This is a genomic window from Edaphocola flava (genome assembly GCF_004118155.1).
In the GTDB taxonomy this organism is placed as follows: domain Bacteria; phylum Bacteroidota; class Bacteroidia; order Chitinophagales; family Chitinophagaceae; genus Edaphocola; species Edaphocola flava.
In genome coordinates this window covers 27607-53949 of sequence record NZ_SAIQ01000001.1, presented here as the reverse complement: position 1 = coordinate 53949, position 26343 = coordinate 27607, and the positions used below count along the sequence as shown (strand labels likewise).

Genomic DNA, 26343 nt, shown 5'->3' with positions numbered 1-26343 from the left:
ATTCATCATTATACTATTTAAATCAAGCGTCATGAACACCGCGCAACATAAAGGATTATTCCAGGCAGCCTTACTGGGGCCCGCTTTCAAAGCGGCTTTCCGTAAGCTGAATCCTAAAACACTCCTGCGTAACCCGGTAATGTTTACCGTAGAGATCGGTACAGCTGTCATGCTGCTGGTCTGCATCTGGATACTTGCCGGCAATAATACCCAGGGAAGTCTGGCTTATAATGCCATTGTATTCTTTGTTTTATTCCTGACCCTGCTGTTTGCCAATTTTGCAGAAGCGATAGCAGAAGCCAGGGGCAAGGCACAGGCCGACAGCCTGAAAAAAACCAGGGAAGAAACACCTGCTAAATGGGTGCAGCCCGTAGGCGAGATCTTTGTCAACGAGGTGAAAATCATTCCCTCTTCTCAACTCAAAAAAGGTGATGTATTTCTCTGCGAAGCCGGAGATATTATTCCTGCAGACGGAGAGATCATTAAAGGTCTGGCCACCATTGACGAAAGTGCCATAACCGGAGAGTCTGCACCCGTGATCCGTGAATCGGGTGGCGATAAAAGCTCTGTAACCGGTGGTACTAAAGTACTTTCAGATAAGATCATGGTGAAAGTGACCGCAGCACCCGGAGAGAGCTTTCTGGATAAAATGATAGCCCTAGTAGAAGGGGCATCCCGTCAGAAAACACCTAACGAAATTGCGTTAACCATTTTACTGGCAGGTTTTACTCTGGTATTTATCATCGTAACCGTAACCCTGAAACCCTTTGCGGACTATGCACAGGCACCAATCACTATTGCCTCTTTTATCGCATTATTTGTCTGCCTCATACCGACTACGATCGGCGGTTTGCTCTCCGCCATAGGTATAGCAGGTATGGACCGTGCTTTGCGGGCCAATGTGATTACCAAAAGCGGCCGTGCGGTAGAAACAGCCGGAGATGTGGATGTACTGCTGCTGGATAAAACGGGAACTATTACCATCGGTAACCGCAAGGCTACACACTTTTACACTGCTCCGGGCATTGGGGAAGAAGCCCTGATCCGCGCTGCTGTATTGAGTTCGATGGCCGATGAAACACCAGAAGGGAAATCCATACTGGAGCTGGCCGGAAAAGATCCTCTGCAATATGGAATTGAGCATCCTGAATTTGTCGGCTTCACGGCAGAGACCCGCAGCTCCGGAATTAATTTCGGTACCAACAGGATCAGAAAAGGGGCTACCGATGCCATTCGCAATATCTGTATGCAAGCCGGCAACCTGTTCCCGGTTGAGATCCAGGAACGGGTAAATCATATTGCTGCTAATGGCGGTACGCCATTGGTCGTAGCCGAGAACAATGTGGTAATGGGTGTAATCGAATTGCAGGATATCATCAAACCCGGTATACAAGAGCGTTTTGAGCGCCTGCGTAAAATGGGCATTAAGACTGTAATGGTTACGGGTGATAATCCGCTGACGGCAAAATTTATTGCCGAAAAAGCCGGAGTAGATGACTTTATCGCGGAAGCCAAGCCGGAAGATAAGATGAACTACATTAAGAAAGAGCAGTCTGCTGGCCGACTGGTAGCGATGATGGGCGATGGTACCAATGATGCGCCTGCACTGGCCCAGGCCGATGTAGGTGTAGCCATGAACAGTGGTACACAGGCGGCGAAAGAAGCCGGTAATATGGTAGATCTGGATAATGATCCTACCAAACTGATCGAGGTGGTAGAGATCGGTAAGCAATTACTCATGACCCGCGGTACCTTAACCACATTTAGCATTGCCAATGATGTAGCCAAGTATTTTGCCATCATCCCGGCACTGTTTATTACAGCCATTCCTGCATTGCAGCACCTGAATATTATGCAGCTGCATAGTCCGCAGAGTGCCATACTCTCCGCTGTAATATTCAATGCTATAATCATACCTATGCTCATTCCGTTGGCGCTGAAAGGCGTGGCCTATAAGCCGATCGGGGCATCTGCCTTATTGCGCAGAAACCTTTTTATCTACGGACTGGGCGGGATTATTGTTCCCTTTATCGGTATCAAACTGATCGACATGATCGTATCCCTATTCCTGTAATTTTTTTATTATTAATATCATGAAAACATATTTTTTTCCGGCCTTAAGACTCACGATTGTACTGCTGATCGTATGTGCCGTATTATATCCTTTAAGTATCTGGCTCCTCGGTAAAATGGCTCCCGGTCAGGGCAAAGGAGTACAGGTAACCGCACAGGGCCGTAACTATTATCGAAACATAGGTCAGTCCTTTACAGAAGTACAATATTTCCAGGGCCGTCCATCTGCGGTGAACTATAATGCCGCAGGCTCGGGTGGCAGTAACAAAGGGCCTTCCAATCCTGAATACCTGGACATCGTGCAGGGCAGAATAGATACCTTCCTGAAGTATAACCCTGGTGTACACAAAAATGATATTCCGGCAGACCTGGTTACCTCCAGTGGCAGTGGCTTAGATCCCGATATTTCGGTACTATCGGCTATGATACAGGTACCCCGAATCGCAGCAAAACGAAATATGCCCGAAAGCGAATTGAAGCAATTAATACAGCAACACACGCAAAAGCCGCTTTGGGGCCTGTTCGGACCAGAACGCATCAATGTACTGGAACTGAACATTGCCCTGGACAAACTTTCAAAATCATAAAAAAAATAACCATCTTTAATATATCATACAGACCATTAACATGAGTACTTCTATTAAACAATTAAGCGTAGCCGCCCTATTAGGCATGTTCCCGTTCACCCTTACCGCACAACAAAAAGGAGAACCTTTTGAAGGCATAGACCAGAGCTGGCAGAATGGTAATGACCGCAGGGATTCATCGGTATTTCACATACCATACTTTACCCCCAGTCTTATGGTGGATGTCAATTACACCCATTCCTTCAACCGGCCGAATGATAATACCGTCGTGGGTTCTACCACTTTGTCGCGCAATAACGAAGTGCAGTTAAATGCCCTGCATTTCGGGGGAGACTTCAATTATAAAAATGCCCGTGCCCGCGTTATGACACAGTTCGGTACCCGGTCTATGGTCGTGCCGCGTAATGACTATAGCCCATACAGGGGACAGTATAAACTGGCAGATGCATACCGCTACCTGAGCGAAGCCTCTGTGGGCTACCATTTCAACAAATGGTACGGCATTAATGTCGATGCCGGTTTGTTTATGTCCTATGTAGGACTGAACTCTTATTATCAAACAGAAAACTGGGAATACCAGGCCTCCTTTACCTCTGACAATACACCCTGGTTCTTTAACGGGGTACGCTTACAAGTGTATCCTTCAAAAACGATTAAGGTAGAAGCCTGGCTGATCAACGGCTGGCAGAGTTATGGCCGCTTTAACAGTATGCCGGGTGTTGGAGGTAGTTTCTGCTATATGTCTAAAAGCAGCAACCTGAAGGTGATCAGTAATAACTATTTCGGAACAGATGCTGCGGGCATCAAAGATCGTAAGCGCTTCCACTCCGACAACAGTGTGCTGCATCGCTATTACAACAGACCAGGCTCAAAAGGCATAAGCCGCATGGCCTTCTCTCTGACGGGCGATATCGGGTTTGAAAAAGGCGGTGGTGTAAATGGCTTTAACAACAGCGATCCCACTAAACCGGCACAATACTTTGCCAGTGCTATGTTCTATAACCGTATATGGTTTATGAACAATAAACTGGCATGGACAGTAGGCGGCGGTCTGATGACCAATCCGGGACGCTACCTGGTATTGTATCCTACCGGTCAGGCCAGCCCATTGCCTAGCGCTACTGATCCTACTAAAACAGAAGGTGCTTATCCTTTCTCCGCCAATCCCGGCGATGCGTTCAGCGGATGGGATGCCTCTACCAATCTCGATTTTATGCCTAATCAGAGCCTAACCTTCCGTGTAGAATTTGTACACCGTGCTTCTAACGTACCTTATTTTGCTGGTCCGGGTGGGGTAACCTCACAAACCGGTTACAGTACAACGCCACTGGACCCGAGCTGGAGACCAGACCTGGTAAAATCAGAAAACCGTTTCATCCTGGCATTATTGTTCAGATTATAATATACACATAATGGATGCAGCAAGCCCGTCAGAATTCCTCGACCTGATACGGATGCAGAAAAGAGGTAAGTTTAAAGTCTACATCGGCATGATAGCCGGTGTAGGCAAAACTTTTCGTATGCTACAGGAAGCGCATGCTTTAAAGCAGAGTGGGGTGGATGTGCGCATTGCTTATGTAGAGACACATGGCCGTAAAGAGACCCATGCACTGCTGGAAGGATTGCCCATCATTCCGCGGCGCAAATTGTTTTACAAAGGCAAAGAGCTGGAAGAGATGGATGTGCAGACCGTCATTAACCTGCAACCGGAGATCGTTATTGTAGATGAACTGGCGCACAGCAATATTGAAGGCAGTAAAAACCAGAAACGCTGGCAGGATGTACTGGACCTGCTGGATGCAGGCATACATGTGATCAGTGCCGTAAATATCCAGCATATAGAAAGCCTGCATGAAGAGATCAGAACCATAACAGGCATAGAAGTGTCGGAGCGTATACCCGACAGCATTATAGCCCGGGCCGATGAAGTTGTAAATATAGACCTGACGGCAGATGAATTGATCGCCAGACTAAAAGACGGAAAGATCTATGAAGCCTCTAAAGTAGCACGGGCACTGACTAATTTCTTCAAACAGGAGCATATTCTGCAATTGCGGGAGCTGGCCCTGAAAGAGGTAGCTTCTGCTGTAGAACGTAAGGTGGCAGCGGAGGTACCGCAGAGTGCGGTCATGCGGCATGAGCGTTTTATGGCCTGCATCAGCAGCAATGAAAAGATTGCCCGTAACGTGATTCGTAAAACGGCACGGCTGGCCAATTATTACAACAGTAAATGGTTTGTAATCTATGTGCAGACCCCGAGAGAACAGGCCGATAAAATACCCCTGGATAAACAAAGGCATTTAATTCATAATTTTAAACTGGCAACAGAGATGGGTGCGGAGATCATTAAAATCTCTGCCGATAATATTGCGACAGCTATTGCAGAGCAGGCTTCGGAACATCGCATCACCACGGTATGCCTGGGCAAACCACATATAAGCCTCTGGCGCATTATCCTGTCTACCAATATCTTTAACCGCCTGCTGAAAAAAATGGCTGCAGAAGATATTGACATCATTATATTGAGTTAATGAAGAACTTTGTACCTAATTGAGTATCCATGAACATCAAAACCAAACTCCTTTCCGGCGTAGGCCTGCTGTTTGCCCTGATCCTGGTCCTGGCGGCAACCAGCGTGTATTATGTCAATGCGCTGAAAAGAGATACGCATAATATCCTGGTCGATAACTACAATACCCTGGAATATGGGCGTAGTATGCTTTTAGCTATAGACCGCATTCAGGTGGAGCCGGCAGCTGCTATACAGCAACTGGAGGCCAGCCTGGATAAACAGCAGCAAAATATTACAGAACAGGGCGAGCGGGAAGTGACTGATCGCATCGGCAATCACATTGCTTTGCTGAAAGCAGCACCCGGAGATACCCAGAGCAAGGCGATGCTACGCTCCGAAATATCGGAACTGATGCGCCTGAATATGGCCGCCATTGAGCGTAAAAATGACCTGGCCAATAGCACCGCCAGGGCAGCTATATTCTGGATCAGCGTGGTTGGTACATTTTGTTTTCTGATCGCATTTGTACTATTGGTAAACCTGCCGAGCAATATTGCCAACCCTATTAAAGAGCTGACGGAAAGCATACGGGAGATTGCGCAGCAGAATTATAAAAAGAGGGTACATTTCGAAAGCAGCGGTGAGTTTGGGGCACTGGCCCGCTCTTTTAATACCATGGCAGAGAAGCTGGAGGAATATTCTGAAAGCCGTCTGGATAAGATCATACAGGCTAAGAACAGGATTGAAGCACTGATCAATAATATGCATGATCCCGTTATAGGGATTGATGAACACAAGATTGTGCTGTTTGCCAACGAACAGGCACTGAGCATTACGGGGCTGAGCAGTGAAGACATGCTGGGTAAACAAATACAGGATATAGCTGTGCATAATGACCTGGTGCGTGACCTGATCCGTGATCTGTTTGTACCCGAGCAAGAGGTACGCAAGCCGGAGCAGATCAGCATTTTCGCCAATGGAAAAGAAAGTTATTTTGATAAAGAGATCATCCCGATCTATATTACCCCTACGGGCGAACAGGCTGTACAATTTATCGGGCAGGTCATCCTGCTGCGCAATGTAACCGTGTTTAAAGAACTGGATTTTGCCAAAACAAACTTCATGGCTACAGTGTCGCATGAGTTCAAAACCCCGATTGCTTCTATCAAAATGAGCCTGCAACTATTGCAGAACAAGCAGGTCGGTATACTGAACGGAGAGCAGGAACAATTGGTAGACAGTATAGGAGAGGATACTGCACGCCTGCTGAAAATTACTGGCGAATTACTGAACATGACCCAACTGGAGAGCGGTAAAATGCAACTCTCTGTACAAAACATAAACCCCACGCAAGTGCTGGAAGCCGCAGTGGCTGCTACGCGCACGCCTGCTGCACAGAAAAATATTCACATAGCCATTCATTGTCCCGAAAATATAGGCATGATGCGTGCAGATGCAGAGAAGACCAGCTGGGTGCTGACCAATCTGCTGACCAATGCCATTCGCTATTCTTATGAAGAAAGCCAGATAGAGCTGCAACTGCTGGAGGAGCCCGGTTTTATCCGCTTCAATGTAAGAGATACTGGTCGTGGTATAGATGCACAGTACACAGACAAGATCTTTAACCGCTACTTTAAAATACCCGGCAGTTCTAAAGAAGGTACTGGCCTGGGGCTGGCCATCAGCAAAGAACTGATGGAAGCGCAGGGCGGGGGTATAGCAGTAGTCAGCGATCTTGGAGCAGGCAGTACCTTTTCGATCTGGTTGCCGAGGGTGTAGTGCTGAAGTAATTGGCACATGCATGTCGCGTGTACCGATGCGGTATTATTTTTGAATTTACCTTTTGAATTTCAGTACATTTGTCTGGATAACCATTATCCCTATAAACTGTATGCAGCAAAGACTCTTGTTCCTGCTGGCGATCCAGGCTTGCTTTACCACCCTGAGCGCGCAACAAAAAAACTATTTTCAGCAAAAAGTAGATACTAAAATTGAGGTCACACTCGATGATAAACGCCATTTTCTGAATGGTGTGGTATCAATGCAGTACACCAACAATTCGCCGGATACCCTGCACTATATTTATTTTCATTTGTACCCCAATGCCTATAGCAGCGACCGTACCGCCTTTGAAAAGCAGGCCGTAGAGAATAAAAGCACCGCACACTATCTTGCCAAAAAAGAAGACTGGGGCTATATCGACAGCCTGAAGTTTACGGTAGATGAGATTCCTTCCCGAATGGTGACTACAGATGATCCGGATATTGTTAAGATCTTATTGCCGCAGCCGATCGTACCGGGTGGGCAGGCGAGCATTCAGACTCCCTTCCGGGTGAAGATTCCTAAAACCTTTTCCCGACTGGGGCATGAAGGGCAGAGCTACCAGATTACCCAATGGTTTCCCAAGCCTGCAGTGTATGATAACAAAGGCTGGCACCCCATTCCTTACCTGGACCAGGGTGAGTTCTACAGCGAATATGGCAGTTATGATGTAAGCATTACCCTGCCGGAGAATTATGTGGTGATGGCTACGGGCAACCTGCAAACTCCTGCCGAAGAAAAGTGGCTGGACGGACTGGCGCATAAAGAACTGCCTAAGCCGGGAGATACCACGATCAATAAAAAAGTACCTTCTGCCACTACGATGAAGACCATCCGTTATACGGAAGACCGCGTGCATGATTTTGCCTGGTTTGCCGATAAACGCTGGATCGTCAGAAAAGATACGGTTATGGTACCGGGTACAAAGCAGATCACTACTATATACACCGCTTTCAAACCCGGAAATGTAAAAGGCTGGGAGCAATCTACCGAGTCTGTAAAGACTGCTGTGCAATACTACAGTATGATGGTTGGGGAGTATCCGTATAAGACGGTGAAAGCCGTGGAAGGCTCTCTGCGGGCCGGTGGCGGTATGGAATACCCGACGGTAACGGTTATTGCACCGGGCTATGATAAAGAAACCAATCATACCGTGATTGTGCATGAGGTGGGCCATAACTGGTTCTATGGTATCCTGGGTTCTAATGAACGTATGCATCCCTGGATGGATGAGGGCATCAACAGTTTTTATGAAGAACTGGTGACCAGCATTCCGGTAAAAGGGATTAATGATAAAAAGACAAAGCTCGAAAAGCAAGTGAGCAAATTGGGATATACCATGCCTATGGCTACCCGTACCGATCAGGCTGTGGGTCTGCCGGCATATGAGTATACCAATATGGGTTATGGAGGTGATGTATACGGTAAAACACCGGCATACCTGACCCTGCTCAGTGAATATATGGGTGTGAAGGAGTTCAGTGCCGCAATGAAAGAATACTATGATCTGTGGAAATTCAAACATCCGCAGCCCGAAGATTTTGAAGCGGTGATGAAGAAACACAGTAATAAAGATATCAACTGGTTCTTTACCGATGGTCTGTATAGTAATAAAGGATCAGATTTTGGTGTGGGCAAAGTAAAACATACTGCTGAGGGTAGTATCGTAACATTGACCAATAAAAGCGGTATACAATTGCCCGTGCCGCTGGTGGTAGACAGCCTGGATCATTATGTATGGGTAAGCCCTTTTAAAGGCAAAGTACAGGTGAATCTTGCAGAGAAAGCATCTTATGTAGGTATCGGCAGTATGCTGCCGGACTATAATCTGTCTAATAATCAGAACAGGAAAAGCTTTGCCCTGCGCGGGTTTGGCGGTGCAGAAAGAGCGGGCAGGCAAACGATGTGGGTATTACCTGCAATCGGCTATAATGTATATGACCGTTTTATGCTGGGACTGACCCTGCATAATGTAACCCTGCCGGAAAAATCATTTCAATACATACTGGCCCCGATGTACAGTGCCGGAGCCAAAACGTTAGTGGGTACCGGAATGATCAGTAAAGCATGGTATCCATCGGGAATTGCATTGCAGGAAATTGATTTTAATATTGAAGGCAAGCGTTTTTCTTATCGCAGAACTATGCTGGACAATATTGATAATCCTGAGGCTCAGTTTCTGAAAGTAGCTCCGGAGCTGCGTTTTATCTTTAAGAAACCCAATCCGAGAAGCACTCTGGAGCGCTACCTTTCTATTAAAGGGTATTATATCCAGGAGGGTAAATACCGTTTCGATCAGAACCCGGTAGACAGCATTTATTATCCTTCTAAAGATGGTTATGATACGAAGATCTATGGCCGCATACAGTTTGGACTGAAACAGAAACGTACCTTCAATCCATATAGTTTATTGCTGGAAGCACAGGGTGGTAAAGATTTTACGAAGATCTCTGCAGAGGGTAACCTGAAGATCGATTACTTCTATCGCAAAAAGGCGGTATATCTGAGGGCCTTTGCCGGTAAAATGTTTACCTACAGCGCTGATAATAATGATGCACGCCGTTATGGTTTTAACGCTACCTATTCGGGCTGGAATGATTACCTGTACGATCAGACCTTCTTTGGCCGTAATATGCAGAGCGGGCTTGCCGCGCAGCAGATCTATATCCGGGATGGAGGTATGAAGGTGCCGACCTTGCTGTACAGCAATCCTATTGGTTTTACAACAGACTGGATGGCTGCACTGAATCTTAAAATAGATCTGCCGATCGGGCTTCCGGTACAGTTTTTTGCAGATATCATGACCTTTGCCAAAGCCAAGGAAGTGAATCCTAACCAGAGCCGCTTCCTGTATGATGCCGGCCTTACGGTAAAACTGACGCCTTACCTGGATGTGAATGTTCCATTATTGATGAGCCCTGAATACAGGGATTATAAAAATAATATCCTGGGAAAAGGTGGTTTCGGCAAAATGATCACATTTAACATCAATATTGATAAAATATACTGGTCAAGGATACAACGCGAGATAAATATCTTCCAGTAAACAGCAAAACACATTAACCAGAAAGGCTTTACGGTAATCCGTAAAGCCTTTTTTGCAGGATAATAACTATCGGGGTATTTCTCTTAAAGTATTTAATAGTTATATTTGAGCTTTAGTTTTGTTGTACAACTATTTAAACATAATAAAATGAAACGAATTCTATTCACCATTTCCGCTGTGATGCTGGCTGCTACAGCCAGTATGGCACAAACCCCAACAATTACTAACGGTACTTATGAGGCCTGGGTTGCACCAAGCGGACTATACCAGCTGGAGCGCCCTACAGCCTGGTATGCTACCGATGATGTCCTGGACAATCAGGTGGGACCATTCTTAATTATCAGTGGTATGCCTTTTACACCACAGAAGCAACTCTATAAATCTGCCGATAAATATGAGGGTGATTATTGTGCAAAGATCATGACCAAGAATTTCGGTGATACCTTAAAAGCTGTTCCGGCATTATTTACCAATGCTAAACCTAATCTGAACCTGGTAGCGTTCCTGCAGGCACAGAATGGTGGTAATGTAAATCCTATGGACCTGTTTACTTATACAAACGGTACACCGATGTATGGTAAGAGAGCTGATAGTGTAACGGCATATATCAATGCACCGGCGAGCAACCATGATACCGGTCTGGCATTTGTACTGGCTTATAAAAAGATTACTGCCGATTCTATGGCACTGATCGGAGAAGGCTTCACTATGGTGCCACCAAACGCGGGCGGATACCAGAAGTATATTGTACCGGTTATGTATAACAGCAGCAGCAATACAGCTACAGATACACTGGTAGTGGGTTTTGTATCAGCAGCAAGTGCATCCGATACTGCAACCGGATATTATGTGAATAATACAATGTTCATTGATAAAGTAGAGCTGTTCTGGAGCGCGGGTACCAGCAGCCTGAAAGGTATTCCTAGTCAGAACCTGGGCTTTACGGTATATCCAAACCCTGCTAAAGATTATGTGATCTTCGAACAGAAAGTTACTGCTCCGCAGCGCAACACACTGGTAATCTATAATACTTTAGGTCAGGTGATGCACCAGGAAACAATTAGTGGTGTTCAGAAACAAATTGATCTGAGCCATTATGCACAGGGTACTTACTTCTATGAAGTGTACAATGAGAAGGCTACTGCAAAACAAGTAGGTAAGTTTATTAAATAGTCAGGAGTACCTGATATATAAAAAAGAAGGATGCTGAATAGCATCCTTCTTTTTTATATAAACTAAATTCAGATTCTTGTTATGGCTGCAGGTGATAGTTCAGGATGTGGTTGGAATATTGTTTCTGGAAGAAACCGGCCACATTGATATCATAATTTTCGCTGATGACCCCTACGTTCTTACGGAACTTCATGGTAATGGTACCGCAATTGGTCCAGGTTACAAAGTTCAATTTGCCATACAGGTCACTTTTTACTTCTATAACACTGTCCAGGACTATGTTATTATTCAGGGTAAAAGTGCCGTTTACAGACATCACTTTACTTTCCAGTTTGGTAGGGATGTTCACTCCGTAATTAAAGCTACCGTTAGAGGTCCACTCATCGCCCACTTTAGGATCACCGTTCAGTACCTGTGATTTTACATAAGCACTGCCACTGTTGTCTACTTTAAGCAGGGTATAGTAGTTGCCTTCAAACTTGGCATAGAATTCTTTTACGATCGTACCCGTATTGGTATCTACCTGTTCGAACAGGTTATAGTTAAACTGGTCTACTACCGTATCCCTTCCGGTATAATATCTTTTAAAGATTGTACCATCGCTGGCTTCGTATAACCACCAGTTCTGCGTATTGGTCGGCATGAAGTCGGCAATACCTTCGTTGGTCGGATCAATTGGTTTTGGTTTTTTGCAGGAGGTTCCTGCTGCGCAGATCAGGGCGATGCCTAACATACTTAAAACACTTGTATACTTCATGGGCATTCTGTTTAAAACACAAATGTATTGTGGGGGGTTATAAGGATGTCTAAAGGTATATCATTTTCATGAATATCAGAAATCTCCGCTACGGGCTCAAAATAGCAGAAACCGATTTTTAGGGAGTCGGGTCTGCATTTACTCAGGTATTTATCATAAATACCTTTACCGAAGCCCACCCTGTAGCCCTGCTCATCGGCTACCAGCAGGGGCGTGAAGATGAGGTCTATACTTCCCGGAGGCACAATTTGTGTGCTCACGGGCTCTATCGTTCCGAAGCGATTTTTAACAAATTCGGTTTCATCATCAGCCAGGTAAGCCTCCATTGTGCTATTTTTCAGATCGGTGATGGGGTAGGCCGTACGCAGTTCCGGAATAATCGTTTCTAGATATTGGGTAAAAAAATATGTATTGGGTTCTGCCATATGCTCCATAGGAATATAACTGAACAGGGTTTGTACCTGCATGAGTGGTATGCGCTGCAATTGTATCAGCAGCAGATCATCCATTTTGTTCCGTTCCTGTTCGGTAATTGCTTTACGTTGCTCCAGGTAGATTTTGCGCAGTTGTTCTTTGGTCATCATAATTTTCAAAGGTACTATATAATATAAATGTAGTATCTTTACGAATTCAGAAAGAGGATGAAATAAAAGTTTTGGATTATGAAAAATAATATCTTACCTTTGCATCCTCAAAAAATCTGCATATTATATATGTAGGTTTGGGAGAGTTAAAAATTACTCGTTAATACCAATAATTTTAAGCAATGGCTAAAGAAATTTCGGGCTATGTAAAGCTCCAGTGTAAAGGCGGTCAGGCAAACCCTGCGCCACCAATCGGTCCTGCTCTGGGTTCTAAAGGTGTAAACATCATGGAATTCTGTAAGCAGTTCAACGCACGTACTCAGGACAAACCTGGTAAAGTATTACCTGTTCTGATCACTGTGTATACTGACAAATCATTCGATTTTGTTATCAAAACCCCTCCTGCTGCTGTTCAGTTAATGGAGCATGCAAAAATCAAAAACGGTTCAAAAGAGCCTAATCGTAACAAAGTAGGAAAAGTAACTTGGGCACAAGTTGAAGAAATCGCAAAAGATAAAATGAGCGATTTAAACTGCTTTACCACTGAAAGCGCTATGAAAATGGTAGCTGGTACAGCACGTAGCATGGGTCTTACTGTAGAAGGTGCTGCACCTTGGCAAGACTAAACCCTATTAGTTCATTCCTAAATTAAAAAATTGTTGTTACAATGGCAACCTTAACTAAAAAAAGAAAAGCTGCAGAAGCTAAAGTTGATAAAAATAAGTCTTACTCCCTGGGCGAAGCCGCTCAGCTGGTGAAAGAAGTGAACTGTACTAACTTCGATAGTTCTGTTGACGTTCACGTTCGTTTAGGTATCGATCCTAAAAAAGCAGACCAGGCACTGCGTGGTACAGTAACTTTACCACACGGTACCGGTAAAACTAAGAAAGTATTAGTTCTGTGTCCTGCTGATAAAGAAGCAGAGGCTACAGCAGCTGGTGCAGACTTCGTTGGTCTGGATGAATTCATTACCAAGATTGAAGGTGGTTGGACTGATATCGATGTAATCATCGCTACTCCATCCGTTATGCCTAAAATTGGTCGTTTAGGTAAAGTGTTAGGTCCTCGTAACCTGATGCCAAATCCTAAAACAGGAACTGTTACTAATGATGTAGCTGCTGCTGTAAACGATGTAAAAGGTGGTAAAATCGCTTTCAAAGTAGATAAAGCTGGTATCATTCACGCATCTGTAGGTCGCGTATCTTTCGAGCCTGCAAAGATTGCTGAAAATGCTCAGGAGTTAATCAATACTCTGGTGCGCATGAAGCCTGCTACAGCAAAAGGTACTTACGTTAAAGGTGTTACCATTGCTCCTTCTATGGGCCCTGGTATTACTGTTGATGCAAAATCTGTATCTTAATACTTAGCGTTTAGCGAAACACATTCATTAACATTTCCTGTCAAACGGAATTAAATTATTTAAAACAATGACAACTGCTCAAAAACAAGAAGCAATTGAGCTTTTAAAGAATAAATTCTCTCAGTATAGTAATTTCTATATTACAAATACCGAGTCTTTAACTGTAGCACAAATCAGCACCATCCGTCGTGCCTGCTTCGAGAAAGAAGTGGAAATGACCGTAGCTAAGAATACTCTGATCAAAAAGGCATTAGAAAGCCTGAATGAAGAGAAGTATGCTGGCCTGTACGATGCCCTGCACGGTGTTACTGCTTTAATGTTCTCTGATTCTCCTAAAGAACCAGCTGTAATCCTGTCTGCTTTCCGTAAAGATAACCCTGGTGACAGACCAGTGTTAAAAGCAGCCCTGATCGGTGAAGATCTGTTCGTAGGTGACGAATCTCTGACTCAGCTGAAAAACATCAAAACCAAAAACGAGCTTATCGGCGAAGTTATCGGTTTGTTACAATCTCCAATCAGCCGCGTAATCTCTGCTTTACAAAACAGAGACGAAAACGGTGCAGAAGCTGCTGCTACAGAAGAAGCACCAGCACCAGAGGCTCCGGAAGCTCCAGAAGCACCAGAGACTCCTGCAGCGGAGTAATCATCCTTAAGTTGCCTGTGGCAGCTTAATATAGGACCTAATTTAGGCTTCCAGTATCTTATATAAATTATTTAAAAAACGATTAAAATCTTATAAAAATGGCAGACGTTAAAGCATTAGCCGAATCATTAGTTAACTTAACAGTTAAAGAAGTTCAAGAATTAGCAGATTTCCTGAAATCTGAATACGGTATCGAACCAGCAGCAGCAGCAGTAGTTGTAGCAGCAGGTGGCGACGGTGCAGCAGCAGCAGCTGAAAAAACTAGCTTTGATGTAATCCTGAAAAGCGCAGGTGCTTCTAAACTGAACGTTGTTAAAATCGTAAAAGATTTAACTGGTTTAGGTCTGAAAGAAGCTAAAGAATTAGTTGACGGCGCTCCTAAAGCTGTTAAAGAAGGTGTTGATAAAGCAACTGCTGAAGACCTGAAAGCAAAATTAACTGAAGCTGGTGCTGAAGTTGAATTAGCTTAATTCTTCTCAACCATATTATTCAAAAGGTCTCCCATGAGGGAGACCTTTTGTCGTTTGTACACAGCCATATATGAAGCAACTGCTCATATATGGCTGTGCATAAGTTTATCCCTTAAGGACTGCAGCAGATCGCGGGGAGATGGGGTATCTTTACAGGTAGAGCAGGGTGCTATTATACCTGCTTTATCAACAACTTTTATATGACACTGACCGAAGTATTGCTCCTTGTCAGCTTATCGCTGCTGATCGCTATTGTACTCCTTATCCTATTCCGCAAACCACGGGGGAATCATGATGCCTTAAGTGCCGCAGTAGAGAAGAGTAACTGGCAATTGGGGCAGATTGATCCCTTATTAAGGACAGAGCTTGCTCAAAACCGGAGCGAGATGCAACGCATGGCACAGGAACTGCGCCTGGAACTTAATGCCGGGTTGAAAGACCTGAATGAACTGTTGCTGGGCTATGCTAAAGATACCCGATCGGAGCTGGGCAGGGGATTGAAGTCATTTGAAGACCAATTCGGTAGTAATGTCCGCGAATTGAATGAATTGCAACGACAAAAGTTTAATGATCTGAATCTGAAGCAGGAGCAGATCAAAGGCGATACTGAGCTGAAACTGGAAAAGATCCGGGAGACGGTAGAACGTAAACTGTATCACCTGCAGGAGGAGAATAGCAAGAAGCTCGATGAAATGCGCCATACGGTAGAGGAGAAGCTGCAATCTACCCTGGAGAAGCGGTTTAATGACTCTTTTACGCTCATCAGTGAGCGGTTGGAGCTGGTGCATAAAGGGCTGGGTGAAATGCAGATACTGGCCAGCAGTGTAGGGGACATCAAGAAGGTAATGAGCAATGTCAAATCCAGGGGTATATTGGGTGAATACCAGCTGGCTAATATTCTCGAAGACCTGCTGACTAATGAACAATATGAGAAGAATGTAAAGACTAAGGCCGGTAGTGGTGCCATTGTAGAATTTGCTATTAAACTGCCCAATAATAACCACCTGGAAAAAACACTTTGGCTGCCGATAGACTCTAAATTCCCTAAAGAGGATTATGAGGCGCTGGTTGAGGCTTATGACGAGGGCAATACAGAACGGATAGAGGAATTGAAAAAATCGTTCAGACAGGCGATCCTTAAAAGTGCAAGGGATATTCGCGAAAAGTATATTGACCCACCCAATACTACCGAATACGGGATTATGTTCTTACCCTTTGAAAGCCTGTATGCAGAGGTGCTGAGGACCCCGGGATTGTTTGAACAATTGCAGAAGGATTATAAAATAACCATTACCGGTCCTACGACCTTGAGTGCCTTATTGAGCAGCTTGCAGATGGGTTTCCGTACCCTGGCTATAGAAAAGCGCAGCAGCGAAGTCTGGGACTTACTGGCCGTGGTGAAGACCGAATTTGTGAAGTTTGGTACAGTGCTGGAGAAGACCCGTAAAAAACTACAGGAGGCGACCAATACTATAGACCAGGCAGGCGTGCGCAGCAGGGCTATTGAGCGGCAGCTGAGAAAAGTACAGGAGCTGCCTGCTGCTACAGCACAGCAAAAGATTGAAACCGAAATTAATGAGAATGGGGTGGATATAAAAGATGATATGGATGCGCTCTTGTGGCATGAAGATAGCGAAGAGTAGAAGACTGCATTTCTGTACAACCGCAAATGATTGCCGGTAGGGAGCGTTGATCAATATGCTATCCAGGTTAGTATTAAAAGCGTATGAGGAGCCAAGGGCTCCTCATACGCTTTTAATATTGTTACGATGTATGTTTACTGTGGTATTTTGATAGCTATCCGATCAGCGCATGGCAGATGATGCCTGTTGCTACGGATACATTCAGCGATTCAGCCTCGCCGATGCGGGGTATGGTGATACCTGTCGTGGCCAGTTGCTGCACTTCTTCAGATATGCCTTTACTCTCATTGCCCATGATAATAAATCCCTTTGGTGCCTGTCCCAGTGTGGCCAGCGGCTGTCCTCCCAATACGGCTGCATAGGATGGAATATGCTTGTGGGTTTCCAGGAACATATACAGGTCCTGTGTATGTACGGCTACCCTCAGAAAGCTGCCCATAGTCGACTGTACTACTTTGGGGTTGTAGATATCTACACATTCCGGAGAGCATACAATATGACGGATGCCAAACCAGTCGGCAGTGCGTATAATAGTGCCCATATTGCCCGGATCCTGTACCCGATCAAGTACCAGTACCCATTGATTACTAAAGTCCGTATTACGGGGTGCTTCTGGTACCGGAACGGTGAGCAATACCTCATTTGGGGTTTTGAAACCCGATATCTTTTCAAAATCAGCCTCAGTGGCGATCAGCAGCTGATCGCGATCCAGGTGGATATAGAGGCTCAGATTGCTCTTCAGCCAGTCTTCTGTAGCAACTAGGTATTCTACCGGAACACCGGCCATAAGCCACTCGGCAGCATTCTTAATACCTTCCACCACATATGTGTTGTGCTCCTTGCGGAATTTCTGCTGGCCCAGAGAGCGTATATATTTGATCTGATTCTTGCTGATGTTCATGTCGGTCAAAAATACAACAAAGGCTTTACTCTGTGAAAGAATAAAGCCTTTGTTGGAAATATATTAACGCGTAACCGGGAATTACAGCCCCAGGATATCGCGGGAGATAACCAGTTTCTGGATCTCAGTTGTACCTTCACCGATGGTACACAGTTTAGAATCGCGGTAGAATTTCTCAGCCGGGAAGTCTTTAGTGTAGCCATAACCACCGAATACCTGTACGGCATCTGTTGCTACCTGAACACAGATTTCAGAAGCATACATCTTAGCCATAGCAGACTCTTTAGTCATTTTCTCACCACGGTTTTTCAGGTCTGCAGCCTGGTAAATCAGCATTTCTGCCGCTTCAATTTTTACGGCCATATCGGCCAGCTTAAAGGCAATAGCCTGGAAGTTAGCGATCGGCTGATCAAATTGTTCTCTTTCCTTAGCGTACTTAACAGCAGCTTCGTAAGCACCTTTAGCAATACCTAAAGACAAGGCAGCAATAGAGATACGGCCACCATCCAGTACTTTCATTGCTTGTTTGAAACCTTCACCTACTTCGCCCATACGCTGTGCATCAGAGATACGGCAGTTGTCGAAGATCAGCTCAGCGGTCTCAGAAGCACGCATACCCAGTTTGTTCTCTTTCTTACCGGCAGAGAATCCAGGGGTACCTCTTTCTACGATAAATGCTGTTACATTATTACGGGTTCTTGGTTCACCGGTACGGGCCAGTACTACCGCTACATTGCCGGAAATACCGTGTGTAATCCAGTTTTTAGTACCATTCAGTACCCAATCATCACCATCGCGGGTGGCTGTACAACGCATGTTACCTGCATCAGAGCCGGTATTTGCTTCAGTCAGACCCCATGCACCGATCCACTCACCAGTGGCCAGCTTAGGCAGGTATTTTTGTTTTTGCTCTTCATTACCGAAATACAGGATGTGACCGGTACATAAAGAGTTATGTGCTGCTGTAGATAAGCCGATAGAGCTACATACTTTAGCTACCTCGCTTACTACTGTAATATATTCAAAGTAGGAAAGCTCTGCACCACCGTATTTTTGAGGAACCAATACGCCCATCAGGCCCAGTTCACCCATCTTACGGAACAAATCTACAGGGAAGATTTGTTGCTCATCCCATTCCATCATATTTGGGCGAATTTCCTTATTGGCGAAATCCCTAACCATTTCCGCAATCTGCTGTTGCGTCTCGGTGTACTTAAAATCCATAAATTAAGTATTATAATGATAAATAGGGTGCAATTTTACGATATTTTTCGTCATTTATCAAAGGAACTTTCCTGAAATCTTCTATTTGTTTGAAGCTCCCTATATCCTTATGGTATAGAAGTATATACTTTGTCATTTTGCGGGTATAGGGATGTCGCAGCCATTCTGCCTCTGTGGCATTGTTCAGACTGATCTTACGGACCGCACTTGCCTCTATAATAATATATGGTTCTATAGCCGAATACAAGCTATCACTCATGCCGTACACCTCTTTCAATTGTTCTTTTGCCACAAAACCGCCAAGGGTTTCCCGATAATTGATAATGCGTCCGGCATAGCCCGTGCCGATACCCCGCAGGCTCATTAGTTCTTCGGCAGTACAGGTATTAATAAGAATGGGCTTGTTCTGCTTGCGCGGATATTGGTTGTAGGACCGGCTGCTGTCTGGCTTGTAATCAGCATAAGTACGCTTGTCATTATTATATGCATACTTACGCCGATCTCCCGGCTCCTGCGGTATACTGATGTAAGGCAACAATCTCTGGTAGTCTGCTTCACTGAGCGTATAGATTTTAGCAAAATCTTCTTTATCATAAAACCGGCCGCCTTTACTACGGTATTTACATATAGTACGGGCTACCTTTTCGGGCAGGCCCAGCCGGATAAAGTCCTGTTCACTGGCTGTGTTGGGGTTAAATGTGAACAAAGCCACGTGAGGAGCAGGTGCGCTGATGCGATCGGCCGACTCATTCCAGGTGTTTTCTTTGTTATTATCGTAGGATTTTGGCTCTGCAGCAGTGTAACTACTGGTATCGGAGACGGGTAGTTTGGTTTCGTGGTTGTCAAATACGGAACTAAGACGCCAGAAAAGGGTAGTGCCAAGGAGCAGGGTGCCCAGCACAATAATACCCTTGACCTGGCTTTTAGACAAAGCCGGTTGTGGTTGTTTTTTCTTCATATTTAGGTTTAATTTATATTCAATATTATATGAATATGGTATAAAGAAAAAATCCTGTTTCTGAAAAGAAACAAGATTTTTATAATAGAATGAATGTAAATTGATTACTTATTTATAATTTCGCGCACTCATTTGCGATTTCAGGTATCTGCAGCAAACATCTTCCTTTTTGTACAGCCGCCTATATATGTTTACAGATTATTGCCGATCAGATCTATTGTTGTACTATTTATCCTGGATACTGATTCCTTTCGGAGCTGGAAAGTAATATGAATTTAGCAGAAAAGAGGAGAGAATATGGTATATTCTCTTGCGCATGTAATGTAAAATATAATTTTTTTACATTATTAAGGAAAAATAACTTACCTTTGCATTCCTTTTAGAAATTATGGCAAAACAGCCCCTTATCAAACAAGACGGAAATATTATAGAAGCCTTATCCAATGCAATGTTCAGGGTAAGACTGGAGAACGGACATGAGATATTGGCAACGATATCCGGCAAAATGCGGATGCACTACATTCGTATCCTGCCAGGCGATAAAGTTGGGGTAGAGATGAGTCCTTACGATCTTACCAGAGGTAGAATTATTTATCGCTACAAATAAGATTGTCCTTCTGAAAGACCAAATCAGTTTAATTGTAAAACTATAATAATTAACTAACATGAAAGTTCGTGCAGCCATTAAAAAGCGTAGTGCAGATTGTAAAATCGTGCGTCGCAAAGGCAAATTGTATGTGATCAACAAAAAGAATCCTCGTTTCAAACAACGTCAGGGTTAATTTTAAATTTTTAAATTTTTAAACAAAATTTCTTAAATGGCTCGTATAGCTGGTATTGACTTACCTAAAAACAAACGTGGCGAAATAGGTTTGACCTATATTTTTGGAATCGGCCGCAGCACCGCTCGTTACATTTTAGAGAAATCAGAAATCGATTTCGATAAAAAAGTAAACGAATGGAATGATGATGAACAAGCTTCTATCCGTAACATTATTGCTTCTGAATTTAAAGTAGAAGGTCAATTACGTTCTGAAGTTCAAATGAACATCAAACGCTTAATGGATATCGCTTGTTATCGTGGCGTGCGTCACCGTAAAGGCTTACCATTACGTGGTCAGCGTACCAAAACCAACAGCCGTACCCGTAAAGGTAAACGTCGCACTGTTGCAGGTAAGAAAAAAGCTGCGAAGAAGTAAACCAATTAAAATTGGTGTGGATGCCGGATCTCTATTCACTTCTTCGGGAGGGAGGGTTCACCCAGCTAAGCGCTTAGTTGCTTAGTTATTTTTTAAACATTCAAAGATTACCTTATTTAAAATGGCAAAAGGAAAAGTAAACGCGGCTAAGGCTGCTGCCAAAAAAAGAGTCGTTAAGGTTGAACCACATGGTGATGTGCACGTAACTTCGACTTTCAACAACATTATTATCAGTTTTACAAATAAACAAGGTCAGGTAATCTCCTGGTCTTCTGCAGGTAAAATGGGTTTCCGTGGTTCTAAAAAGAACACACCATACGCTGCACAACAAGCTGCTGCTGATGCTGCAAAAGTTGCAATTGATGCTGGTTTGAAAAAAGTAGATGTAATCGTGAAAGGACCTGGTTCTGGTCGTGAAGGTGCTATCCGTTCCGTTGCTAACAGCGGTATCGAGATCGTTACCATCAAGGATATTACGCCAATTCCACACAACGGTTGTCGTCCTCCGAAAAAACGTAGAGTATAATCTATTTTTTTATATAACTATTAGATTAATCGCCTAAAATGCGGTTAATCTAATAGTGTTTATAATATTCCTTATTTTTTTAAAACCTTTCAGATCGGCTTTTACGATTTTTAGATGAGCTGAAAGGAGTGTTACAAAAATCGATAAAACTTAAATATAAAAATGGCTCGTTACACAGGACCAAAGAACAAGATCTGCCGTATTTTCGGTGAACCAATTTTAGGATCAGGTAAAAACTTATCAAAAAACAGCAACCCTCCGGGTATGCACGGTGGTAACCGTAAGCGTAAAGCTCCATCTGAGTATGCTGTTCAGCTGAAAGAAAAGCAAAAGGCGAAATACACTTACATGGTGTTAGAGAAGCAATTCCGTAACATCTATAAAGAAGCATCTCGTCTGAAAGGTGCAACTGGTGAGAACCTGATTAAATTATTAGAATCTCGTCTGGACAATACTGTTTACCGTTTAGGTTTAGCGCCTACACGTCCTGCTGCTCGTCAGCTGGTATCTCACAAACACATCCTGGTGAATGGTGAGTCAGTAAACATCCCTTCTTACATTCTGAAACCTGGTGATGTAATCGAACTGAAACCAAAATCTAAAGTTAACACTGCTGTGATTAGCCTGGTTCGTGGTAAAGGTTTAAACATCAACTGGCTGGATATGAACGAGAAAGAATTCAAAGGAACCTTTATCTCTGCTCCTGAGCGTGAGTTTGTTCCTGAGAATATCAAAGAGCAATTAATCGTAGAGTTGTACTCTAAATAATAAAAATGCAATTACCTCAGCCCTGGTTGAGGTAATTGATATTTTTCTTATTATATTGCAACAAAAATTATTTATAGACCGGATACATCGTTCGGTTGAAACTTCAAAAAAACAACTCTTTCAATATGGCTATATTGAATTTTCAGAAGCCCGACAAAATTGTATTGCAAAAAGCAACAGACTTTGAAGCACAATTTGAATTCCGTCCGTTGGAGCCTGGTTACGGTGTGACTATCGGTAATGCCCTGCGTAGAGTTTTATTGAACTCTCTGGAAGGTTATGCTATTACCGGTATCAAAATCGCTACTGTAGACCACGAATTCGATACAATTAAGGGTGTTATTGAAGATGTTACAGAAATTATCCTGAATTTAAAGCAAGTTCGTTTTAAATCCATTACAGAAGGGAGCATTTCTTCTGATAAAGTTTCCCTGGTAATCAAAGGTAAAGAGCAATTCACTGCAGCAATGATTGGCGAAGCAACTCCTAACTTTGAGGTAATGACCCCGGATCTGGTGATCTGTAACCTGGATACTTCTGCTACTCTGGAAATAGAAATTCATATCGGGAAAGGTCGTGGTTATGTTCCTGCTGAAGAGAACCGTCCAAAAGACCCGGCAATCAATTTCATCGCTATCGACTCTATCTTTACGCCAATCAAAAACGTTAAGTATTCTATCGAGAATACACGTGTTGAGCAACGTACTGACTATGAGAAACTGGTTATGGAGGTGATTACTGATGGTACTATCCATCCGGAAGAAGCCGTTAAGGAAGCATCCCGTATTCTGATCCAACACCTGATGATCATCACAGATGAAAATATTTCTCTGGACACTAAACGTGAAGAGAAAGAAGAGACTGTAGATGAGGGCTTGTTGCAATTACGTAAAGTACTGAATACTCCACTGGAAGATTTAGAACTTTCTGTACGTGCATTCAACTGTCTGAAAGCTGCTAAGATCAACTCTCTGATTGAGCTGGTACAATACACTCAGGAAGAGTTAATGAAATTCCGCAACTTCGGTCAGAAATCTTTAACTGAAATCGAACAGGTTTTAGGTGAAAGAGGTCTGAGCTTCGGTATGGATGTTAGTCGCGTAAAACTGAGTGAGTCAAATCACTAATCAATAATATTACCGTTTGGTTCCCCTGAACCAAACGGTTCTCTATTTCATAACATTTATCATCGTTTTATTAGGCTTCGGCTTCAGGGTAATAAAACAGTACTGTATTCCTTGACACGGTACAGTATCATTAAATCATTTTAAGTCATGCGTCACGGAGACAAAGTAAACAATTTAGGTCGTACCTCAGCTCACAGAAAAGCTTTATTAAGCAACCTGGCTTCTCAACTGATCGAGCACAAAAGAATCATCACTACTCAAGCTAAAGCTAAAGCTTTACGCGTTTATGTAGAGCCACTGATCACTAAATCTAAAAATGATACTACGCACAATCGTCGTACAGTGTTCAGCTACCTGCAAAACAAAGAGTCTATCAAAGAATTATTTGATGTGATCAGCGAAAAAGTTGCAGGCCGTCCTGGTGGTTACACTCGTATCATTAAATTAGCTCCTCGTATGGGTGATGCTGCTGAAATGGCAATGATCGAGTTAGTAGACTTCAATACTGTTTACAACAAAGATGCAAATACTACAGCTGCTAAGAAAACTCGTCGTAGCCGTGGTGGTGCAACTAAGAAAGTTGAAGCTGCTCCTCAAGCAGAAGAAACAACTACTACAACTGAAGAAGGAACTGAAAATACAGAAGCTTAATTTCAGTTTAGGAATACTGGTTATTCCTGATATAAAAAGAAGCCATCGCAATTTGCGATGGCTTCTTTTTATATCTTATACCTGCTTATTTTACACGGGACATCAGCATGTCGAAGCTGATGTTTTCTACTGCTTTCTGGCTACCATCCTTTTCCAAAAGCGCTTTTCCGCTGCCTTTTACACGGTATACATCCACATCGTTAAATATGGTGGTTACAGAATGAGAATAGGTAATATCACTGATCTGAATTGCATAACTATTGTCTGCTGTAGCATCGGCATACCAACTGTTATTGGCATCCTGGTCATGGGATACCCTTACATAAGTTCCATTAGTATTATTCTGGCGAATTGTCTGCCCCTTTAAGGCCATGAAATCGGCCTCGCTTACATTGTCCTGGTCAAAGATAAAAGTGACCTCTAATGAAGGGTAGGGCACAATGCCGTTGACACTGTTTGTGGCATAACCACCAACCATATTCGCAGCGCTGGATACCAGCTGGGCAAAGTCCTTGTTATAGCCAAGCTTAGTTGTACTGCCATTGAAGGTGAAGCTCGCCGTATAAGTACCTGTGCTGGTATTGTTATTTCCATTACCATTGTTATTCCCGTTATTGTTGGGCTGTGTATTGTTTTTGGTACAGGATACAAACAGGCTGAGAAGAGTTGCAGAAAGCAGCAATACTTTTTTCATGATTACAATATATGTGTTTAAAATGTGCGCCAAGTTAAAAAATACTCATTGGATTAGGAAGTGTTTTGTCACTATTTTTTGATTTATTGGATATATAATAACAAAGGAGGCTGAATCCAGCCTCCTTTGTTATTATATGCTTTATGCTTGTTATTTATTGGTGTCGTTACTCCAGCTACCGATATTCGCCATACCCCAGCGGTCCATGCTCGCAAAGGCAAAGTCCGTTTTGTAACGTTGCGGAATATTTTCAGGATTAATGAAAGCACCTATTTCGTAAGAAGGGAAAATCTCTTCGTAAGTCAGCATTGAGTTCAATGAAATACGACGGTAGATATGAGAGCGGGTCAGCTCTTCTTTGCTGCTTAAGCCTGCAGCACCCAGCAGTTCTACAAAGTTTTCAATTGTATATTTATGGAACTGTGCTACACGCGTTTTCTTGTCTTCTACCACCAGACCTACTGATAAGGTTTTGTCCTGTGTTGCTACACCTACCGGACATTTATTGGTATTACACATCAGCGCCTGTATACAACCTACAGCCATCATCATTGCACGGGCCGAGTAACAAGCGTCTGCACCCAGAGCCATTGCTCTTACCAGGTGGAAACCGCTGGTCATTTTACCGGAAGCCAGTACTTTAATGTGTTTTTTGATATCTAAACCTCTCAGGATATTTGAAACGAAATCCAGACCATCCAGTAAAGGAGCACCTACATAGTTAGAAAACTCTTGCGGCGCTGCACCGGTACCACCTTCACCACCATCTACAGTAATAAAATCAGGATAAATATCCAGTGCCATCATCGCTTTACAAATACTGATGAATTCAGATTTGTGACCGATACATAATTTGAATCCTACCGGTTTACCACCACTTAATTCTCTCAGTTTCTGTACGAACTGGATCAACTCTTTTGGGGTATTGAAGGCAGAGTGGAATGGAGGAGATGCCACCAGTGTGTACGGCTGGATCGCACGGATTGCTGCAATTTCCGGAGTGTTTTTAGCCGCAGGCAGGATACCACCATGACCAGGTTTGGCACCTTGGGAAATTTTGATCTCGATCATTTTTACATTATCCAGTTGCGCTTTCTCAGCAAACAACTCAGGAGAGAAACCTCCGTTTGCATCACGGCAACCGAAATAACCGGTACCGATCTGCCAGATGATGTCACCACCATGTTTCAGGTGATAAGGACTCAATCCACCCTCTCCGGTATTATGAGCAAAGCCACCGATTTGTGCACCGGCATTCATTGATTCAACCGCGTTAGAGCTCAGTGAACCGTAACTCATCGCTGAGATATTATAGATACTCAGGTTATAAGGTTTGGTACAATCTTTATTGCCCACCAGTACACGCGGATTGTGATTCAGTGATTTGAAATCTTTTGGAGCGATAGAGTGACACATCCATTCATAACCCTCGGCATATACATCCAGCTGGGTACCGAAAGGCATGGTATCGTTCTCTTTTTTAGCTCTCTGGTAAATTGTAGAACGATCGATTCTGTTGATCGGACGACCATCAATGTCACTTTCTACGAAATACTGATAAATTTTCGGGCGCATGTCTTCCATGAACCAACGCAGTCTGCCAAACACGGGATAAATACGCATGAT

General features: G+C 43.6%; 26 protein-coding genes. 19 read left to right on the top strand and 7 right to left on the bottom strand.

All coding sequences use genetic code 11. The annotated features are described in order from the left end of the window. Nucleotides 1-31 precede the first annotated feature (31 nt). The 7 genes from kdpB to EMP01_RS00190 all read left to right on the top strand — a co-directional run bounded on the left by kdpB (nucleotide 32) and on the right by EMP01_RS00190 (nucleotide 11212). Entirely contained in the window at nucleotides 32-2074 is a 2043-nt protein-coding gene (kdpB, locus tag EMP01_RS00220) for a potassium-transporting ATPase subunit KdpB (RefSeq protein WP_129019486.1), read from the top strand. A 19-nt stretch (nucleotides 2075-2093) separates the two neighbouring features. Further along, nucleotides 2094-2660: a K(+)-transporting ATPase subunit C gene (locus EMP01_RS00215; RefSeq protein WP_129019485.1), complete on the top strand. Its 567-nt coding sequence runs from the start codon at nucleotides 2094-2096 to the stop codon at nucleotides 2658-2660. 40 nt (nucleotides 2661-2700) lie between these two features. Next, on the top strand, nucleotides 2701-4062 hold the full coding sequence (locus tag EMP01_RS00210; protein WP_129019484.1) for an outer membrane beta-barrel protein: 1362 nt from the start codon (nucleotides 2701-2703) through the stop codon (nucleotides 4060-4062). 10 nt (nucleotides 4063-4072) lie between these two features. Continuing rightward, entirely contained in the window at nucleotides 4073-5191 is a 1119-nt protein-coding gene (locus EMP01_RS00205) for a sensor protein KdpD (RefSeq protein ID WP_129019483.1), read from the top strand. Between the two features lie 29 nt (nucleotides 5192-5220). Beyond that, the gene (locus tag EMP01_RS00200; RefSeq protein WP_129019482.1) at nucleotides 5221-6951 is read left to right on the top strand and encodes a sensor histidine kinase; all 1731 of its coding nucleotides are present in this window, start codon (nucleotides 5221-5223) and stop codon (nucleotides 6949-6951) included. A gap of 112 nt (nucleotides 6952-7063) precedes the next feature. After that, nucleotides 7064-10039 carry a M1 family metallopeptidase gene (locus EMP01_RS00195; RefSeq protein WP_129019481.1) on the top strand — a complete coding sequence of 992 codons (2976 nt, stop codon included), beginning with the start codon at nucleotides 7064-7066 and terminating at the stop codon, nucleotides 10037-10039. Between the two features lie 147 nt (nucleotides 10040-10186). Next, entirely contained in the window at nucleotides 10187-11212 is a 1026-nt protein-coding gene (locus EMP01_RS00190) for a T9SS type A sorting domain-containing protein (protein ID WP_129019480.1), read from the top strand. 79 nt (nucleotides 11213-11291) lie between these two features. Here EMP01_RS00190 and EMP01_RS00185 read toward each other — a convergent pair whose 3' ends face one another. Together EMP01_RS00185 and EMP01_RS00180 are read right to left on the bottom strand one after the other, a co-directional pair. Next, nucleotides 11292-11969: a hypothetical protein gene (locus EMP01_RS00185; RefSeq protein ID WP_129019479.1), complete on the bottom strand. Its 678-nt coding sequence runs from the start codon at nucleotides 11967-11969 to the stop codon at nucleotides 11292-11294. Between the two features lie 11 nt (nucleotides 11970-11980). Continuing rightward, nucleotides 11981-12553 (bottom strand): 5-formyltetrahydrofolate cyclo-ligase, encoded by a 573-nt coding sequence (locus EMP01_RS00180; RefSeq protein ID WP_129019478.1) that lies wholly within the window; start codon nucleotides 12551-12553, stop codon nucleotides 11981-11983. A gap of 182 nt (nucleotides 12554-12735) precedes the next feature. Here EMP01_RS00180 and rplK point away from each other — a divergent pair, with 182 nt between their 5' ends. The 5 genes from rplK to EMP01_RS00155 all read left to right on the top strand — a co-directional run bounded on the left by rplK (nucleotide 12736) and on the right by EMP01_RS00155 (nucleotide 16669). Then, complete coding sequence (gene rplK / locus EMP01_RS00175; RefSeq protein ID WP_129019477.1) at nucleotides 12736-13179, top strand: 50S ribosomal protein L11; 444 nt, start codon at nucleotides 12736-12738, stop codon at nucleotides 13177-13179. 41 nt (nucleotides 13180-13220) lie between these two features. Then, nucleotides 13221-13913, top strand: a complete 693-nt coding sequence (gene rplA / locus EMP01_RS00170; protein WP_129019476.1) for a 50S ribosomal protein L1 — start codon at nucleotides 13221-13223, stop codon at nucleotides 13911-13913. Between the two features lie 67 nt (nucleotides 13914-13980). Continuing rightward, the gene (gene rplJ, locus EMP01_RS00165) at nucleotides 13981-14556 is read left to right on the top strand and encodes a 50S ribosomal protein L10 (RefSeq protein WP_129019475.1); all 576 of its coding nucleotides are present in this window, start codon (nucleotides 13981-13983) and stop codon (nucleotides 14554-14556) included. 98 nt (nucleotides 14557-14654) lie between these two features. After that, nucleotides 14655-15026, top strand: coding sequence for a 50S ribosomal protein L7/L12 (rplL, locus tag EMP01_RS00160; RefSeq protein ID WP_129019474.1), 372 nt, complete (start codon nucleotides 14655-14657; stop codon nucleotides 15024-15026). 200 nt (nucleotides 15027-15226) lie between these two features. Further along, the gene (locus EMP01_RS00155) at nucleotides 15227-16669 is read left to right on the top strand and encodes a DNA recombination protein RmuC (RefSeq protein ID WP_129019473.1); all 1443 of its coding nucleotides are present in this window, start codon (nucleotides 15227-15229) and stop codon (nucleotides 16667-16669) included. A 154-nt stretch (nucleotides 16670-16823) separates the two neighbouring features. Here EMP01_RS00155 and EMP01_RS00150 read toward each other — a convergent pair whose 3' ends face one another. The 3 genes from EMP01_RS00150 to EMP01_RS00140 all read right to left on the bottom strand — a co-directional run bounded on the left by EMP01_RS00150 (nucleotide 16824) and on the right by EMP01_RS00140 (nucleotide 19752). Continuing rightward, on the bottom strand, nucleotides 16824-17570 hold the full coding sequence (locus EMP01_RS00150; protein ID WP_129019472.1) for a TrmH family RNA methyltransferase: 747 nt from the start codon (nucleotides 17568-17570) through the stop codon (nucleotides 16824-16826). 81 nt (nucleotides 17571-17651) lie between these two features. After that, a complete protein-coding gene (locus EMP01_RS00145) occupies nucleotides 17652-18794 on the bottom strand; it encodes an acyl-CoA dehydrogenase (protein WP_129019471.1) in 1143 nt (380 codons plus the stop codon). A gap of 10 nt (nucleotides 18795-18804) precedes the next feature. Beyond that, the gene (locus tag EMP01_RS00140) at nucleotides 18805-19752 is read right to left on the bottom strand and encodes a ComEA family DNA-binding protein (protein ID WP_129019470.1); all 948 of its coding nucleotides are present in this window, start codon (nucleotides 19750-19752) and stop codon (nucleotides 18805-18807) included. 388 nt (nucleotides 19753-20140) lie between these two features. Here EMP01_RS00140 and infA point away from each other — a divergent pair, with 388 nt between their 5' ends. The 7 genes from infA (at nucleotide 20141) to rplQ (ending at nucleotide 24023) form a co-directional block, all read left to right on the top strand. Further along, the gene (gene infA / locus EMP01_RS00135) at nucleotides 20141-20359 is read left to right on the top strand and encodes a translation initiation factor IF-1 (RefSeq protein WP_129019469.1); all 219 of its coding nucleotides are present in this window, start codon (nucleotides 20141-20143) and stop codon (nucleotides 20357-20359) included. Between the two features lie 58 nt (nucleotides 20360-20417). Then, nucleotides 20418-20534: a type B 50S ribosomal protein L36 gene (gene ykgO / locus EMP01_RS00130; protein ID WP_086099068.1), complete on the top strand. Its 117-nt coding sequence runs from the start codon at nucleotides 20418-20420 to the stop codon at nucleotides 20532-20534. A 36-nt stretch (nucleotides 20535-20570) separates the two neighbouring features. Continuing rightward, a complete protein-coding gene (gene rpsM, locus EMP01_RS00125; RefSeq protein WP_129019468.1) occupies nucleotides 20571-20951 on the top strand; it encodes a 30S ribosomal protein S13 in 381 nt (126 codons plus the stop codon). A gap of 121 nt (nucleotides 20952-21072) precedes the next feature. After that, a complete protein-coding gene (gene rpsK / locus EMP01_RS00120; RefSeq protein ID WP_129019467.1) occupies nucleotides 21073-21477 on the top strand; it encodes a 30S ribosomal protein S11 in 405 nt (134 codons plus the stop codon). A 162-nt stretch (nucleotides 21478-21639) separates the two neighbouring features. Next, nucleotides 21640-22245 (top strand): 30S ribosomal protein S4, encoded by a 606-nt coding sequence (gene rpsD / locus EMP01_RS00115; protein WP_129019466.1) that lies wholly within the window; start codon nucleotides 21640-21642, stop codon nucleotides 22243-22245. A 125-nt stretch (nucleotides 22246-22370) separates the two neighbouring features. Further along, nucleotides 22371-23372, top strand: a complete 1002-nt coding sequence (locus EMP01_RS00110; protein WP_129019465.1) for a DNA-directed RNA polymerase subunit alpha — start codon at nucleotides 22371-22373, stop codon at nucleotides 23370-23372. Between the two features lie 147 nt (nucleotides 23373-23519). Then, nucleotides 23520-24023 carry a 50S ribosomal protein L17 gene (rplQ, locus tag EMP01_RS00105; RefSeq protein WP_129019464.1) on the top strand — a complete coding sequence of 168 codons (504 nt, stop codon included), beginning with the start codon at nucleotides 23520-23522 and terminating at the stop codon, nucleotides 24021-24023. Between the two features lie 85 nt (nucleotides 24024-24108). Here the strand turns inward: rplQ and EMP01_RS00100 are convergent, their stop codons facing one another. Together EMP01_RS00100 and EMP01_RS00095 are read right to left on the bottom strand one after the other, a co-directional pair. Then, nucleotides 24109-24717 carry a hypothetical protein gene (locus tag EMP01_RS00100; protein WP_129019463.1) on the bottom strand — a complete coding sequence of 203 codons (609 nt, stop codon included), beginning with the start codon at nucleotides 24715-24717 and terminating at the stop codon, nucleotides 24109-24111. A 150-nt stretch (nucleotides 24718-24867) separates the two neighbouring features. Next, nucleotides 24868-26340 (bottom strand): FMN-binding glutamate synthase family protein, encoded by a 1473-nt coding sequence (locus EMP01_RS00095; RefSeq protein ID WP_237559431.1) that lies wholly within the window; start codon nucleotides 26338-26340, stop codon nucleotides 24868-24870. Between the last annotated feature and the right edge of the window lie 3 nt (nucleotides 26341-26343).

Coding starts and splice junctions, on each gene's coding strand:
- EMP01_RS00095 (WP_237559431.1), bottom strand. CDS start 26,340: ATGCGTATTTATCCCGTGTTTGGCAGACTGCGTTGGTTCATGGAAGAC.
- EMP01_RS00210 (WP_129019484.1), top strand. CDS start 2,701: ATGAGTACTTCTATTAAACAATTAAGCGTAGCCGCCCTATTAGGCATG.
- EMP01_RS00145 (WP_129019471.1), bottom strand. CDS start 18,794: ATGGATTTTAAGTACACCGAGACGCAACAGCAGATTGCGGAAATGGTT.
- rplK (WP_129019477.1), top strand. CDS start 12,736: ATGGCTAAAGAAATTTCGGGCTATGTAAAGCTCCAGTGTAAAGGCGGT.
- EMP01_RS00150 (WP_129019472.1), bottom strand. CDS start 17,570: ATGAACATCAGCAAGAATCAGATCAAATATATACGCTCTCTGGGCCAG.
- EMP01_RS00190 (WP_129019480.1), top strand. CDS start 10,187: ATGAAACGAATTCTATTCACCATTTCCGCTGTGATGCTGGCTGCTACA.
- infA (WP_129019469.1), top strand. CDS start 20,141: ATGGCAAAACAGCCCCTTATCAAACAAGACGGAAATATTATAGAAGCC.
- EMP01_RS00180 (WP_129019478.1), bottom strand. CDS start 12,553: ATGATGACCAAAGAACAACTGCGCAAAATCTACCTGGAGCAACGTAAA.
- EMP01_RS00100 (WP_129019463.1), bottom strand. CDS start 24,717: ATGAAAAAAGTATTGCTGCTTTCTGCAACTCTTCTCAGCCTGTTTGTA.
- rpsK (WP_129019467.1), top strand. CDS start 21,073: ATGGCAAAAGGAAAAGTAAACGCGGCTAAGGCTGCTGCCAAAAAAAGA.
- rplA (WP_129019476.1), top strand. CDS start 13,221: ATGGCAACCTTAACTAAAAAAAGAAAAGCTGCAGAAGCTAAAGTTGAT.
- rplQ (WP_129019464.1), top strand. CDS start 23,520: ATGCGTCACGGAGACAAAGTAAACAATTTAGGTCGTACCTCAGCTCAC.
- EMP01_RS00215 (WP_129019485.1), top strand. CDS start 2,094: ATGAAAACATATTTTTTTCCGGCCTTAAGACTCACGATTGTACTGCTG.
- EMP01_RS00110 (WP_129019465.1), top strand. CDS start 22,371: ATGGCTATATTGAATTTTCAGAAGCCCGACAAAATTGTATTGCAAAAA.
- EMP01_RS00185 (WP_129019479.1), bottom strand. CDS start 11,969: ATGAAGTATACAAGTGTTTTAAGTATGTTAGGCATCGCCCTGATCTGC.
- EMP01_RS00200 (WP_129019482.1), top strand. CDS start 5,221: ATGAACATCAAAACCAAACTCCTTTCCGGCGTAGGCCTGCTGTTTGCC.
- EMP01_RS00205 (WP_129019483.1), top strand. CDS start 4,073: ATGGATGCAGCAAGCCCGTCAGAATTCCTCGACCTGATACGGATGCAG.
- EMP01_RS00140 (WP_129019470.1), bottom strand. CDS start 19,752: ATGAAGAAAAAACAACCACAACCGGCTTTGTCTAAAAGCCAGGTCAAG.
- rpsD (WP_129019466.1), top strand. CDS start 21,640: ATGGCTCGTTACACAGGACCAAAGAACAAGATCTGCCGTATTTTCGGT.
- EMP01_RS00195 (WP_129019481.1), top strand. CDS start 7,064: ATGCAGCAAAGACTCTTGTTCCTGCTGGCGATCCAGGCTTGCTTTACC.
- kdpB (WP_129019486.1), top strand. CDS start 32: ATGAACACCGCGCAACATAAAGGATTATTCCAGGCAGCCTTACTGGGG.
- rpsM (WP_129019468.1), top strand. CDS start 20,571: ATGGCTCGTATAGCTGGTATTGACTTACCTAAAAACAAACGTGGCGAA.
- EMP01_RS00155 (WP_129019473.1), top strand. CDS start 15,227: ATGACACTGACCGAAGTATTGCTCCTTGTCAGCTTATCGCTGCTGATC.
- rplL (WP_129019474.1), top strand. CDS start 14,655: ATGGCAGACGTTAAAGCATTAGCCGAATCATTAGTTAACTTAACAGTT.
- rplJ (WP_129019475.1), top strand. CDS start 13,981: ATGACAACTGCTCAAAAACAAGAAGCAATTGAGCTTTTAAAGAATAAA.
- ykgO (WP_086099068.1), top strand. CDS start 20,418: ATGAAAGTTCGTGCAGCCATTAAAAAGCGTAGTGCAGATTGTAAAATC.